Annotated in this window: 13 protein-coding genes; 3 read left to right on the forward strand and 10 right to left on the reverse strand. The window is 33.5% G+C overall.

The window, feature by feature from the left end; genetic code table 11:
- Position 1: 1 nt before the first annotated feature.
- The 3 genes from feoB to AC4FQX_RS06560 form a co-directional block, all read right to left on the reverse strand.
- Positions 2-2,101, reverse strand: a complete 2,100-nt coding sequence (feoB, locus tag AC4FQX_RS06550) for a ferrous iron transport protein B (protein ID WP_491166878.1) — start codon at positions 2,099-2,101, stop codon at positions 2-4.
- Between the two features lie 16 nt (positions 2,102-2,117).
- Positions 2,118-2,345 carry a FeoA family protein gene (locus AC4FQX_RS06555; protein ID WP_491166879.1) on the reverse strand — a complete coding sequence of 76 codons (228 nt, stop codon included), beginning with the start codon at positions 2,343-2,345 and terminating at the stop codon, positions 2,118-2,120.
- Positions 2,346-2,415: 70 nt separating this feature from the next.
- Positions 2,416-3,090, reverse strand: coding sequence for an SCO family protein (locus tag AC4FQX_RS06560; RefSeq protein WP_491166880.1), 675 nt, complete (start codon positions 3,088-3,090; stop codon positions 2,416-2,418).
- A gap of 147 nt (positions 3,091-3,237) precedes the next feature.
- Between AC4FQX_RS06560 and AC4FQX_RS06565 the strand changes: the two genes are divergently transcribed.
- Complete coding sequence (locus tag AC4FQX_RS06565) at positions 3,238-5,361, forward strand: M13 family metallopeptidase (RefSeq protein WP_491166881.1); 2,124 nt, start codon at positions 3,238-3,240, stop codon at positions 5,359-5,361.
- A 251-nt stretch (positions 5,362-5,612) separates the two neighbouring features.
- Positions 5,613-7,730 (forward strand): M13 family metallopeptidase, encoded by a 2,118-nt coding sequence (locus AC4FQX_RS06570; RefSeq protein ID WP_491166882.1) that lies wholly within the window; start codon positions 5,613-5,615, stop codon positions 7,728-7,730.
- A gap of 385 nt (positions 7,731-8,115) precedes the next feature.
- On the opposite strand, the gene AC4FQX_RS06575 is transcribed toward AC4FQX_RS06570, so the two are convergent.
- The 7 genes from AC4FQX_RS06575 to AC4FQX_RS06605 all read right to left on the reverse strand — a co-directional run bounded on the left by AC4FQX_RS06575 (position 8,116) and on the right by AC4FQX_RS06605 (position 13,452).
- Positions 8,116-9,135 (reverse strand): hypothetical protein, encoded by a 1,020-nt coding sequence (locus AC4FQX_RS06575; RefSeq protein WP_491166883.1) that lies wholly within the window; start codon positions 9,133-9,135, stop codon positions 8,116-8,118.
- 16 nt (positions 9,136-9,151) lie between these two features.
- Positions 9,152-9,385 (reverse strand): hypothetical protein, encoded by a 234-nt coding sequence (locus tag AC4FQX_RS06580; RefSeq protein ID WP_491166884.1) that lies wholly within the window; start codon positions 9,383-9,385, stop codon positions 9,152-9,154.
- Positions 9,386-9,619: 234 nt separating this feature from the next.
- On the reverse strand, positions 9,620-10,138 hold the full coding sequence (locus AC4FQX_RS06585; protein ID WP_491166885.1) for a DinB family protein: 519 nt from the start codon (positions 10,136-10,138) through the stop codon (positions 9,620-9,622).
- 7 nt (positions 10,139-10,145) lie between these two features.
- Positions 10,146-10,889: a phosphodiester glycosidase family protein gene (locus AC4FQX_RS06590; protein WP_491166886.1), complete on the reverse strand. Its 744-nt coding sequence runs from the start codon at positions 10,887-10,889 to the stop codon at positions 10,146-10,148.
- Positions 10,880-11,956 carry an NAD(P)H-dependent flavin oxidoreductase gene (locus AC4FQX_RS06595; RefSeq protein WP_491166887.1) on the reverse strand — a complete coding sequence of 359 codons (1,077 nt, stop codon included), beginning with the start codon at positions 11,954-11,956 and terminating at the stop codon, positions 10,880-10,882. Before AC4FQX_RS06595 ends, AC4FQX_RS06590 begins: the two co-directional genes overlap by 10 nt.
- Positions 11,957-12,103: 147 nt before the next feature.
- Positions 12,104-12,517, reverse strand: a complete 414-nt coding sequence (locus AC4FQX_RS06600; RefSeq protein ID WP_491166888.1) for a DUF2000 family protein — start codon at positions 12,515-12,517, stop codon at positions 12,104-12,106.
- Entirely contained in the window at positions 12,514-13,452 is a 939-nt protein-coding gene (locus AC4FQX_RS06605; RefSeq protein WP_491166889.1) for a bifunctional helix-turn-helix transcriptional regulator/GNAT family N-acetyltransferase, read from the reverse strand. Before AC4FQX_RS06605 ends, AC4FQX_RS06600 begins: the two co-directional genes overlap by 4 nt.
- Before the next feature lie 439 nt (positions 13,453-13,891).
- Between AC4FQX_RS06605 and AC4FQX_RS06610 the strand changes: the two genes are divergently transcribed.
- Complete coding sequence (locus AC4FQX_RS06610; RefSeq protein ID WP_491166890.1) at positions 13,892-14,167, forward strand: LysR substrate-binding domain-containing protein; 276 nt, start codon at positions 13,892-13,894, stop codon at positions 14,165-14,167.
- The last annotated feature ends 1 nt before the right edge of the window (position 14,168 follow it).

Genomic DNA, 14,168 nt, shown 5'->3' on the forward strand with positions numbered 1-14,168 from the left:
ATTATTTTAAGAGCTGATAAGCTATTAAAGCAACTATATAAGCCAGCCCACTCATAAATACGAGTTGTATAATGGGCCATTTCCATCCATTTGTTTCCTTCTTTGTAATTGCGACTGTACTGGCGCATTGCATGGCAAAAGCATAAAAGAGGAGTAAAGAGCATCCTGAAGCAAAGTTAAACACCTTTTCGCCGGTAGCAGGATTAATTTCTGCTGCCATCTGCTTTCGGATTGTATTTTCATTTTCAGTACTTCCCACACTATAAATAGTAGCCAGAGTACCTACAAAAACTTCTCTTGCGGCAAAAGAGCTGACGATTGCAATACCGATCTTCCAGTCATAACCTAAAGGTCGGATGATTGGTTCAATACCTTTCCCTACATAACCGATATAAGAATTTTCCAGTCTAAAAGAAGCGATATGATTTTCCAGTTCCTCTTCCGAGTAGTGGTTTTGTGTATTCTGAGCAGTTATGATTTCTTCCGCATTAGAAAAATTCTTACCCGGACCATACGATGCCATAAACCACAGAATAACAGAGATTGCTAATATGATCTTACCCGCACCATAAATGAATGCTTTCGTTCTTTCCACAACATTATAAAACACATTTTTAAACAAAGGCATTTTATAATTTGGCATTTCGATTACGAAGAAAGTCTTTGTTTTTATTTGTAAAATCTTATTCAGAATATATGCCGAAATAATTGCAGCAGCAAATCCCAGTAAGTATAAGAACATTAATGCCAGTCCCTGTAAATTAAAGATACCAAATACTCTTTCATCCGGAATTACCAGAGCAATAATAATAGTATATACCGGTAATCTTGCCGAACAAGTTGTAAAGGGAGTTACCAGAATAGTAATTAATCGTTCTTTCCAGTTTTCAATATTTCGTGTTGCCATAATTGCCGGAATAGCGCAAGCTGTTCCCGAGATCAGCGGAACAACACTTTTTCCACTCAGACCGAATTTTTTCATAACCTTGTCCATCAGAAAGACTACTCTGCTCATATAGCCGCTTTCCTCTAAAATGGAAATGAATAAGAACAGGAATGCAATTTGAGGTATAAAGATTACAATTCCTCCAATTCCGGGAATAATACCCTGAGCCAATAAATCTGTAAAAATACCCGGAGGTAAATGTTCGCTGGTATAAGCACTCAGAGAGGCAAATGACTCATCAATAAAATCCATTGGAATACTGGACCAGTCAAAAATAGCCTGAAAGATCAGTAACAAGATTCCGAAGAAGATCAGGTATCCGAAGATTTTATGTGTAAGGATTCTGTCCAGATGACCACGTAATCCTTTTGCTGCAGAAGAATCTACTTTCAGTCCGTCTTTCAGAACAGCATTAATGAACTGATAACGTTTAATAGTTTCTTTCTGTTGTAATTTTTTTAATTCCGCCTTTGATTTGGTAAAAGAAGGATCTGGTAATTCAATTCGGTTCAGGTGTGTGAAGTTCACATCCTGTGTAATGATCAGCCAGAGTTTGTATAATAACTGATTTGGGAAAGCTTTACGTAAATGGTTAAAATATTCTGTATCAATAGTTGAAGCGTTCAGACAAGGTTCAGTAGAGATCGTTTTGTGATTAACGATCAGTTCCTTTATATCCTCAATTCCATGTCCTTTTCTGGAACTGACCAATGCAATTTTGGTTTTTAATTGTTCTTCTAAATATGGAATGTCGAGACTGATCCCTTTATAGACCATTCTGTCAGACATATTAATAACCAATATTGTCGGAATCTCTAAATCCTTTATTTGGGTGAATAACAGTAAGTTCCGTTTTAGATTTTCTACATCTGTTACTACAATAGCAACATCCGGATAATCGGTATCATTCTTATTTAATAATAGTTCGATTACTACATTTTCATCTACAGAACTGGCATTTAGGCTATAGGTTCCGGGTAAATCTATGATTGTGGCTTTGGAATGATCCGGTAATTTACAAATACCCTGTTTTTTTTCGACCGTGATCCCAGGATAGTTCCCGACTTTCTGATTCATGCCGGTCAGCTGATTAAAAACAGATGTTTTTCCTGTATTTGGATTACCTATTAAGGCGATTTTAATATTGTTATTCATTATACTGTACTACATTTTATACCATTTCAATTTCAATTTCACTTGCCGTTTCCATTCTTATGGCTAAATGACTGTCATTTATGTTTAAGTATAACGGATCACCAAATGGTGCGATTTGTACGAGTTCAACAGAGTTACCCGGAAGACATCCCATTTCAAGTAACTTTAGTGGAATATTATTAAGGTCAAATTCTTTTATAGTGGCTTTATCGCCCTTTTGGAGATGTGCTATAGTTGTTTTCAAAGCTTATTTAGATTAAATAAATTGATTTTCAAAAATACGAAGTTATTCTGGTTTGGACTAATAAATCAATTTATTTGTTGTCCGATAACCAGTTAATATCTTCTAATAATCGTTTCATATCTTCTTTTTTAGTTCCGTCATAAAAACCTCTGATACGTCTTTTTGTGTCTACTAAAATGAAGTTTTCGGTATGAACCATGTCATATAATTCGCTGATATTAGAGGTTTTAACCGCTAAATAGGATTTTCGGGCAATACCATAAATATCTTTTTTATTTCCTGTGACCAGATTCCATTTTCCGTCAATGACTCCTTTTTCTTTTGCGTATGCTTTTAATACAGGCACGCTATCAATATCCGGTGTTACGGAGTGAGAAAGTAACATTACTTTTGGGTTATCTTTTATTTTTCCCTGTAATTCTACCATATTATCCGTCATGATCGGACAGATGGTCTGACAGGTCGTAAAGAAAAAATCAGCAACATAAATTTTGTTTTCATAGTCTTTTTGAGTGATTGTATCTCCATTCTGATTGATAAAAGCAAAATCAGCAATACGAAAAGTTTGTTTATTTGCCTGATGTTGTATCAGTGAATCTACCAGTTCCGCATTTACCATTGAAGGAGTATAAACAGGCAGCGTTTTTTTAGGAGATAAGGCATTATAAAAAAAGCCAAGAATAACAGCTGATAATACAAACATAAAAATAAAAAAGAAACGGTATTTCCTGAAAAAGAGTAACATAATAACTGAATTTTGGTGCAAAAATACAAAACAAGAGAACCATCTCCTCCTTAATTATGAGAAGCTTTTGCTTTTTTTAACACAGTCATATCAAATAGGAATTAATTTACTTGGTATTTTTGTAACAACTAACACAAAAATCTAACAATGAAAAAAATCTATTTAAACAGGAATTTCCTTTTGCTGACTGCTTTTTCGATAGGACTTTCCGGATGTAAAACTGGTCAGTCTGTAGTTGCGACTCCTGCTATCGAACAAAAACAGCAGGTAAAACCTGAAGTAGCGGTACAAGAAGAATCCAAACCGGGAATTAATGTGTCTTTTATGGATAAGAGTGTTAAACCGGGAAATGATTTTTTCAGATATGTAAACGGTAAATGGGTAGATAATACAGAAATTCCAGAAGACAGAACCAGTTGGGGAAGTTTTAATGAACTACGCAAGAATACAGATCATGACGCACTTGAGATCCTTCAGGAAGCAGCGGTAAACGCTGCTTATAATTCGAATACAGATCAGGGAAAAGCAGTAAATTTGTATAAAACGATCATGGATACCATAGGAAGAAACGAGCAGGGGATTTCTCCTTTAAAATCGTATCTTACTAAGATTGATGCAGTAAAGAACAGTAAAGATCTAAATGCATTATTAACGGAAATGGCACCTCAAGGAGGTATTGGTTTTTTTGGAGTATATGTAAGTTCTGATGAAAAAGACAGTAATAAGAATACCGTATATCTGGTGCCCGGAAGCTTAGGTCTGCCGGATAGAGATTATTATGTTTCACAGGATGCTGATTCAAAAGAGAAAAGAGCAGAATATGTACTTCATGTAACCAGAATGTTGCAGTATCTGGGTGAAACTCCTGTACAGGCAAAAACACATGCTGAAAAAATTCTGGCTTTTGAAACCGCCATGTCTCAGCCAAGGTTGGACAGAGTAGAAAAAAGAGACAGCAGAAAGACCTATAATCCAATGACCGTTGCTCAGTTACAGAAACTGACTCCGGTTATTAAATGGGATGCTTATTTTAAAGGTATCGGAATTCAGAAATTAGATGAAATCATCGTTTCAGAACCTAAATATATGACTGCACTTCAGACTCTTTTGGCTAAAAACAAAATTGAAGACTGGAAAACGTATATGCGATGGACTTTATTAAACGATGCAACATCTGCTCTGTCGACTGAAATTGAAACGGCAAACTGGGATTTTTACAGTAAAACATTAAAAGGAGCTTTAAAGCAAGTGCCTAAAGAAGAAGATGCTTTACAGACGATCAACAGAACAGTAGGAGAAGCTTTGGGTAAACTATATGTAGAGAAGAAATTCCCACCGGAAGCAAAAGAGAAAGCAGAAAAAATGATTAAAAATGTTTTCATTGCTTTTGAAGCTCGTATCAACAAACTGCCGTGGATGACGAAAGGAACGAAAGAAAAAGCAATCGAAAAACTACACAAAGCAAGAATCAAGATCGGTTACCCTGATAAATGGAAAGACTACTCTGCTTTAACGATCAAGAGTCCGGAAGAACACGGAACCTATTTCCAGAATATGGTAAACATATCCAAGTGGAACTTTAAAGAGAATATTGATAAATTAGGAAAACCGGTAGATAAAGATGAGTGGTTCATGGCGCCTCAGGTAGTGAATGCTTATTTTAATCCGTCGTATAACGAAATTGTATTTCCGGCAGCGATTTTACAACCTCCATTCTATGATTATAAAGCAGATGAAGCAGTAAATTATGGAGGTATCGGAGCTGTAATAGGACATGAGATTTCTCATGGATTTGACGATTCAGGTGCCCGATATGATTCAGACGGGAACTTAGTAGACTGGTGGTCAGACAATGACTTGAAGCAGTTCACAGCGCTCGGAGGGGCACTTGCAGATCAGTATAGTAAATTACAGCCTCTTCCGGGAATTTTCGTAGATGGTAAATTTACATTAGGAGAAAACATTGGTGATCTTGGTGGTGTAAATGCTGCTTTTGACGGATTGCAATTATACTTAAAACAAGCTGGTGATCCGGGATTAATTGATGGATATACACCGGATCAGCGTTTCTTTATTTCATGGGCAACCATCTGGAGAACAAAAACACGCGATGAAGCCATAAAGAATCAGGTAAAAACGGACCCGCATTCACCGGGAATGTACAGAGCGTATGTGCCTTTACAAAATGTTGATGCTTTCTATGATGCATTTAATATTAAAGAAGGAGATAAAATCTATGTGAAACCGGAAGACAGAGTACGAATCTGGTAATTATCAATTAGAAAAAAGAATCAAGAGTCAAGAAGAAAGATTTTTAAAGAGCAAACAAATGAAGTAATAAACCTTTTCTTCTTGAGGATATAAAAACAAAATCCCGGACTCAAAAGTCCGGGATTTTTCATTTTTAGAATGTTTTGATAAGAAATTGTTTTTTAGAATAAAAAGACACTTTTAACAAGATATACTAGAGGAGTACTAATTAACTTGGTATTTTTGTATTAACTAATTTAAAAAACGAATTAATGAAAAAAAGCTATTCAAATAAGAATTTCTTCTTGTTAGCTGTGATTTCGATAGGGTTTTCCGGCTGTATAACAGCTCAGTCTGTACCTTCGAAGTCCAAAACTAAAAAAAAGACCCCTGTTCAGGTAATAAAACAGGAAGATTCTAAACCAGGTATCAATCTGTCTTATATGGATAAGAGCGTAAAACCGGGAGATGATTTTTTTAGATATGTAAACGGTACATGGTATGATAAAACAGAGATTCCGGGAGACCGAATCCGTTGGGGAAGCTTTGATGAATTACGCCAAAATACAGATATAGATGCATTAACCATTCTGAAAGAAGCCGTAAACAATAAAAATCTCGATCCGAACTCTGATCAGGCAAAAGCAGTAAATGTATATGTAACCTATATGGACACGGTTGCAAGAAATAAAAAAGGAATTCAGCCCATAGAATCTACTTTAGCAAAGATCAATGCTGTAAAAAACAGTAAAGATTTGAATGCACTGTTAACAGAAATAGAATCAGAAGGAGGTTTAGGTTTTTATGGAATACGTGTATCTGCTGATGCAAAGGACAGTAATAAAAATGTTGTCTATCTAAATCCGGGAAGTTTAGGGTTACCGGATCGTGATTATTATGTTTCACAAGATGCAGATTCAAAAGAAAAAAGAGAAAAATATGTGCAGCATGTTGCCAGAATGTTACAGTTTCTGGGAGAAGATCCTATAAAAGCAAAAACAGATGCAGCAAGAGTACTGGCATTAGAAACAGTAATGGCAACACCAAGACTGGACAGGGTAGAGCGTCGTGACAGAAGAAAAACGTATAATCCGATGAAAGTTACCGATTTGCAAAAGTTAACTCCTTCTGTAAACTGGGATACTTATTTTAAAGGTGTAGGTTTTCAGAATTTAGATTCTATTGTGGTTACTCAGCCTAAATATATGACGGCTCTTCAAACCATTATCACGAATAATAATGTAGAAGACTGGAAAGCCTATTTACGTTGGACACTGATCAATAAATCAACAGGAGTTCTGACTACAGATATTGAAACCGCAAACTGGGATTTTTATAGTAAAACATTACAGGGAGCAGTGAAACAACGTCCAATAGAAGAAAGAGCTTTATTAGTAGTAAATGGAACAGTAGGAGAAGCTTTGGGGAAACTGTATGTTGAGAAAAAATTTCCACCAGAAGCAAAAGCGAAAGCGAAAGCGATGATTGAAAATGTGTTTATTGCTTTTGAAAACCGTATTAACAAATTATCATGGATGGCACCTGCAACAAAAGCAGGAGCAATCGAAAAATTAAAAAAATCTACTGTTAAGATTGGTTATCCTGATAAATGGAAAGATTACTCCAAGTTAGAAATTAAAAGTAAAGAAAATGGAGGTTCCTTTTACGATAATATGAAGAATGTTACGAAATGGAATTTTGAAGAAAATATAGCTGATTTACAAAAACCGGTAGATAAAACCCGTTGGGGAATGTCTCCTCAAACGGTAAACGCTTATTTTAATCCGGCCTATAATGAGATCGTTTTCCCGGCAGCAATTTTACAACCTCCGTTCTATGATTATAAAGCAGACGAAGCTGTAAATTATGGCGGAATCGGAGCCGTGATCGGTCATGAGATCTCTCATGGGTTTGATGATTCAGGATCACGTTATAATGCAGACGGTAATTTAGTAAACTGGTGGACAGATGAAGATCTGAAACAGTTTACAGGTTTAGGCGGAGCATTAGCAGCACAATACAGTGCGTTAGAACCTCTTCCGGGAATTTTTGTAGATGGTAAATTTACATTAGGAGAAAACATTGGTGATCTTGGTGGTGTAAATGCTGCTTTTGACGGATTGCAATTATACTTAAAAGAAAATGGTAATCCGGGATTAATTGACGGATATACGCCTAATCAGCGTTTCTTTATTTCTTGGGGAACGATCTGGAGAACAAAAATGCGTGATGAAGCCATAAAGAATCAGGTAAAAACAGATCCGCATTCACCGGGAATGTACAGAGCCTATGTGCCTTTACAAAATGTTGATGCATTTTACAGTGCTTTTGATATTAAAGAAGGAGATAAAATCTATGTAAAACCGGAAGACAGAGTACGAATCTGGTAATATACGATTTACAATATTAGATATACGATATTGGTATAGATATATTTTAGAAAAAGAAGAAAGATTTTTAAACGAGATTCTGAAATAGTGAACAGATGAAGTAATAAACCTTTTCTTCTTGAGGATATAAAAACGAAATCCCGAACTTTTTAGCTCGGGATTTTTTTATAGAGTAGGAATTTATTATGTTTCCTGACAGATCATAATAAGTACAAGTCCTTAATTTGTTGAATTGTAAACATATTCTGGTGATTTTAGGATTAAGATAAATGTTTGTTTCTAATCTTTTTGAAGTATTTAAGACTTTCTGACCAGACTATATTTCCAGTTAGAGAAAGTTTATACAGCTGCTAAATAGAGATTTACAAAACATATATTTCCGATTTTAAATAAAAAAACCCAAAATTATTGATGTAATTATTAAAGGTATTATTATTAACAAAAAGAATCTGACCCACCATTTGTATTCTAAATCTTTATTTTCTTTTGAAAATGTTTCAATGCCTGTACTTAATGAAGCCCATCCTAAAAAAACCCAAAATCGCCATATAATATCACCAAATATAGTTGTGTTTTCAATAAAACTTAAAGGGTTTATCATGATAACTATTAAAAAAAGTATGTTGGATATTCTTAAGTAATTAAGTATAACTTCAACTTCATTTTTTGTTGTGATGTATGTTAGATTTATATTTATTATATTTTTAGAAGGAATAATCATTATGTGTCCTGGAACTGGTTTATACTTATAATCTCCGTTATTTTCTTTTTTATGTCTACTTACCTCAGTTAAATAAATAGCTTTTAATTCTCCTGTGTTTTTACAGATTGTATGTTGTTTGATAAATCCTTTATATAATTTTGTTCCTTCCTGACCTACATCAACAAGAATGTCAGCTTGAGTTAAAACAATCTTTTTTTTAACGGATAATTCTCTGAAAGCTTTAAACTTTAATGATTCTCCGCTAAAATAATAATGCCAATGATTATTAAATCTTATAAATGAATATGATTTATCCAGATTAAATCCTCTAACAACTAAAAAGCATAGTTGTGCAATAAGAAAAGATAAAATTATAGTTATGGCTAGATAAAAAGCTATCCACAAAATTAGGTCAAAATCAAAAAGTTCTTTAGGAATTTGATTAAGCTTTAACGTTTCATAAAAACCATTTATAGATTCATAGTTGTTATTTAGTGGTTGTTTATAAAGGAACCCTGTAAAAATATTATATGATAGTATTTGAATAATAATACCTGGAATTAAGCTGGTATATAAAGTGCTTATCCAATTAGTAGAATTGAATTGTTTAGAAAACTCTCCAACAAAATAAAATCTTCTGAATGCAATTCCGGGAAAGATAAAAATAAGAAATAAAAATAAAGAGTTAAAAGCAAATTCCATTGTTAAAAATTTGCTTTTATTGAGCGTTTATAACTTCAAGATTACCATTTTCTATTTTTATTTCAATAGAAGAATGTATGTTTTTTTCTAATGTTTTAAAAAGCTTTTCTTTGTTTTCTGGATTATTCATGATAAGCTCTAAAGTTTCTTTATCTATCTCTGAAGTTTCTCTGTCAAAAGTATTAACGATCTGATTGACCAAAAGTTTTATTGATTTTTTAAAAGCCGATACAATTATTTTAGTTTCCATGATGATAGTGTAAATGTTATATTTTAGAACTGTATAATGTTCCGTTTTAAATTTTCAACAAAATGAATATTGTTGTATCTATTTACAAATATAAAAAAATAACAACACAAAGAGGTTAAAACAATCCTATAGTTGACATATTTATAAAGATACTAAAACGTTTATAGTCGTATAAGATTGTTTTCGTGTTTTGTAATTAAATTTGTAGAATATAAGTTTGGTTGAAGAAAAAGGTCAAATAAAAGAATAATAATGCGATTGTATAAAATTAAAGTGATGGATTTGATGTCCAATAATATTAAATCCCATCGCTAAGATAGAAATTTTATACTTCCAGTTGATGCCGGTTTTTAATAAATCTTCATTGTCAAAACTTTTATAAAGTGAAATGGTTGCCTGTCGGACGGTTAGCAGTTCCCGGATCAGATCTTCGATTTCTTTGTTATTTGCTTTTGAATTTCGGGCAATTTCATTTTCATCAAAGCCAATAACATAAGTGCTTTCGCCTCTTGCAAATCGCAGTACTCCCGCAGTCAGCAAACGTTCAATATCGGTGATATGCTGAATAATCTCATTAATGGTCCATTTCCCCAGCTGATAAGTTTGTTTTCCTATTTTGCGAATAAGAGCAATATCCAGTGTAGTAATTTCTTCCAGACTGTTTTTAAAAGCAATATCCAGGTCAATATCTTCTATCAGATTAATATAGCGGTCAAAATATTCCGGCATTGGATCAATATCCGATCTTTTCATGTATATACTATTTAGTATTGGCATGGCTAACTCCGATAATTACTCCAAAATCGCCGTCGGTTTGCATCCATTTTTTTTCAGGAAGATAAGTACGAGAGACAAAACCATCCAGATACAATGCATTTTTACAACCTGATTTTTTAAAATAATCGGCAAAATCATAAAAACTGATTTCTTCCTTAGACATAGCAAAAAGAATGGTTCCGTCAGGGAGAATACCAACACCGTTACGGATATTTAAATTCTCTGAACCTTTTTTGAAATCAGGATGGATCGTCCCATCAATGACCAACATTGGTCCGGATTGTGTTGCAAATCGGATCTCTTTAGTCTTAATGAAATTAGTTGTTTCACAAATAACGGCTTGTTTTTTTGCTGTAATATAAAACACACCATTGGGTTTTAAATAAAAATTACCACTTCCGGAAGTAGTATCTAAAGAGGTTATTGTATGCAGATTCTGAATAAAAAGCCCCTGAGGAGAATGATCCGGTTTAAACATCCCTCCGTTTACAGCAAAAACAAGCGTTTGGTTCTTTAGTTCAAGTCCATTCTTTAGATTTAAAATACTGCCCATTCTTTTTGAATTTTCATCCTTCCAGTAAAATTGTATATCCTTTGATTTAGGATCAACATTATAACTTAAAATAGTTTCATCGTTAAAAGGGAAAAGGGTATTAAGCGATAATAAAGAAATTAGAATTCCTGCAAGCAGGAATAATTTATATTTTTTAAGATAGATTATAAACATACTGATTGTTTTATTTCTTCCGTTTCTTCGATTAATTCTCTGAAAATAGCAGCAGCCGGTTTTTCTTTTGCTCTCGAAGCGGATTGTCCTGCCCAGAGACTCATAAAACCAGGATTATCTTGTTGTCTGGCAATAGATCTTAATGAAGTGGTTAGACTATTTTGTATTGGATAAGGAGGAATTGGATTGGTGTATTTCTCCATTTCTGTCATAAATTTATTTCTAATCCCTCTTGCCCAACGTCCTGAGAAAGTTTTTGTAAGCACGCTGTCTGTTTCTTTCGAATACAGAACAGCTGTTTTATAAGATGGAGTAGCTGCACTTTCATCACAGGCAATAAAAGCAGATCCAATCTGTACTCCTTTTGCACCTAATGCAAAAGCAGAACGTATCGTTTTTCCGTTATAAATACCTCCTGCAGCAAGTACAGGTTTATCAATATGATCTGTGATTAGAGAAATCAGAGTATTTAAGCCAATTAGTGGTAGAGGTTTTTCATTTAGGAATGTTCCTCTGTGACCACCTGCTTCAGCTCCCTGTGCCGTTATAATGTCAATTCCGTTTTTATCTAACAGTATTGCTTCTTCTACAGAAGTTGCTGTTCCAATAAGAATAATACCATTTTTTTTTAGTTTTTTTATACTGTCCGAATCAGGGATACCAAATGTAAAACTAACAACCGAAATTTTTTCTTTTATAAGAATATCAATCTGTTCTTTGTAAGAATAAAAACGAAAGGTTTCAACATCCTGTTTTTCGATTCGAATAGTATTCTGAGCCGCCAGTTTCTGTAAAAACCCCTGCATCTCATCTGTTTCTTTTTTATTCGGAACAGGGATATCATGTGCAAAAAGGTTTACAGCAAAAGATTTTTGGGTTAATTTTTTTGTTTTCCGGATAAGAGAAAGTGTTTCTTCTGGAGATAATCCACCTACAGGCAGAGAACCCAAACCTCCAAAATTTGATATTTCCGCCACCATTTCAGGAGTGGTTACACCTAACATTGGAGCCTGTATAACAGAATATTGTATGTTTACTATTTCGGTTAATTCATTTTTCCATTCCATGATGTTATTTCCTTTAGGTTAGTATAAAGAATAAGAAGATATTCAAACTTACATAATATATGTGATCTTTTAAAGGTTTTATAGTAGAAGGAATGCAGAAAATACTTTTTTTTAACCTGTTAGGTATTGTTTTTCAAACAGATTGTCTTAGGAGTGGAATTTTAATCCGCCAAGGGCTTTATTTACTTTTTTGTTTTCACCATAGATAACAATTCCGACTAAGACATGGTTGTCATCATTGCATTTCGACATTTCGACATGGTTTTCTTCTTCGCATTTAGTAGAAAATAGAGGCTCAGTATAAATCCCGATAGATAATTCCCGGTCTTTTGCCCGGCTAAAAGCTCGATTAATTTCATCACCCGAATTTGCTGTATATATCATAATAGGCTGTTTGATCAAAGGCAGGTAGGTAGAACCCGATGCATTTATAAACTCTTTCCCATGAGTTTCAGGATATTGTATAGCAACAGAGCTTGCTAAAAAAGATGCTACATTTAGTTTCTGCCAGTTTTGCAAATCATTTTTAATTACAATTGCAATTTTATTTTCGTATATCATATTTCTTCGTTATTTAGTATTAATTCCATTTGTATGTTACAGCGTTTATAAGGAGTTGAATGTCCCGCTATTTTCTGAAAGCCCAGTTTTTGATAAAGATTGATTGCAGGTTTCAGAATAGTATTACTTTCTAAATAGATTTTAGAAGCTCCTAACTCTGTCGCTTTTTTTAAAGCTGTTTGCCCTAAAAGAAACCCGATATTTTTTCCTTGTGCTTTAGGACTGACAGCCATTTTTGCTAATTCGTAATTGTAATGTCCATCTGTCATTTTGAGCAAAGCACAAACACCAATCGGTTCTTCTTTATATAGAGCAACAAAAATATGTCCGCCATTTTGTATTATATATTCTTGTGGATTATCCAATGCTTTGTGATCTGCCTCTTCCATTTCAAAATAAGTATTGATCCACTCTTCATTTAAAGTTTTAAATACAGATTGGTAGTTTGATTCATAAGGGACTATTTTCACATCTTTACTCTCTCTTGCTTTTTTTTCTTCCACAACTCGTTTTAAAAGAGATTTTTCTGATAGAAGAAATTCCCATTCCTCGATAGCTTTCCATAAATCATATTTCGTTTGTTTGGAGATATTATCAATGGCAGCAGTTACATCGGCATACTGGTCAACTAATTTTTCAGCAATTTCTTTACCTTTCGATGAAAGAATAATTATGTTTCTTCTTCCGTCAGTTTGATCCTTGCACTCTTTTATAAAACCTTTCGCTGACATTTCTTTTATAATATTACTAACCGAAGGATGAGAATGTCCTATTTCTTTAGCAATAGATGTAATCGTTTTCAATTCTCCATTTGACAAAACAAAAAAAACAGGAAACCATTTTGCCTTTAAATCAACCCCATAGAGCTTGTAAATCCGAGATGCGTCCTCGGTTATTTTATCCGTTAACATTCTAAGCCTGCTTCCGATAGCCATTTTGCCAGTTTGATTAAAAAAATCCATAGCTCTATTATTAATGTATTTGAATACGTAATCAGTTACGCAAATATGAATAAATTTTTTAAATAGAACAAATATTTTATAAGTTTTTTGGAATAATGGAGAAACGAAGCAAAATAATATATTCCGCTTGTTTCTAAATTGTTATCCATTGCTAGCTTTTCGTTTTTTTATACTATTTGAATCAAGGATTCCAAAAAAAACGTTCTTTTTTCCTGGATTTGGCTCCTAATTTTTTATAAAATAAAATAGTTTTTTCATTAAAATCAGGAGTTTGCCATTGTATTAGTTTACAACCTTGATTTTCAGCATATTTTCGTATTTCTCTCATTATATTCCCCTTTCCGATTTTTCTAAAGTACATTTAATAATTCATTCGTATCCATTAGAAACTGTTTTTGTATATCAGAATTTTTTGCAAAAGAATAAGACAGAACCTTTGAAAATTTCGGCAATTCCTCTAACAGAAGTTTCTTTGGAAATGGTAAATGCAGGAATGGGGATAATGTGTCTTCCTGAAAAAACATTGAAACCTTTTCTGTTACCAAAAAATCTGATTTTAAAAAGGATTGGGGAATCAGGTTTAAAAAGAAGACAATATCTCGTTTTTAGAAAAACAGATCAAAATCAGAAATATTATAGAGATTTTATTCAGAATTTCCAGGAAGATTTCTCAGATTGGAAAGGATAGT

This window comes from Flavobacterium sp. AK-301 (genome assembly GCF_058310215.1).

Excerpts from the sequence above, each read along its gene's own strand:
- feoB (WP_491166878.1), bottom strand. The coding sequence starts at position 2,101 with ATGAATAACAATATTAAAATCGCCTTAATAGGTAATCCAAATACAGGA.
- AC4FQX_RS06560 (WP_491166880.1), bottom strand. The coding sequence starts at position 3,090 with ATGTTACTCTTTTTCAGGAAATACCGTTTCTTTTTTATTTTTATGTTT.
- AC4FQX_RS06565 (WP_491166881.1), top strand. The coding sequence starts at position 3,238 with ATGAAAAAAATCTATTTAAACAGGAATTTCCTTTTGCTGACTGCTTTT.
- AC4FQX_RS06570 (WP_491166882.1), top strand. The coding sequence starts at position 5,613 with ATGAAAAAAAGCTATTCAAATAAGAATTTCTTCTTGTTAGCTGTGATT.
- AC4FQX_RS06575 (WP_491166883.1), bottom strand. The coding sequence starts at position 9,135 with ATGGAATTTGCTTTTAACTCTTTATTTTTATTTCTTATTTTTATCTTT.
- AC4FQX_RS06580 (WP_491166884.1), bottom strand. The coding sequence starts at position 9,385 with ATGGAAACTAAAATAATTGTATCGGCTTTTAAAAAATCAATAAAACTT.
- AC4FQX_RS06585 (WP_491166885.1), bottom strand. The coding sequence starts at position 10,138 with ATGAAAAGATCGGATATTGATCCAATGCCGGAATATTTTGACCGCTAT.
- AC4FQX_RS06590 (WP_491166886.1), bottom strand. The coding sequence starts at position 10,889 with ATGTTTATAATCTATCTTAAAAAATATAAATTATTCCTGCTTGCAGGA.
- AC4FQX_RS06595 (WP_491166887.1), bottom strand. The coding sequence starts at position 11,956 with ATGGAATGGAAAAATGAATTAACCGAAATAGTAAACATACAATATTCT.
- AC4FQX_RS06600 (WP_491166888.1), bottom strand. The coding sequence starts at position 12,517 with ATGATATACGAAAATAAAATTGCAATTGTAATTAAAAATGATTTGCAA.
- AC4FQX_RS06605 (WP_491166889.1), bottom strand. The coding sequence starts at position 13,452 with ATGGCTATCGGAAGCAGGCTTAGAATGTTAACGGATAAAATAACCGAG.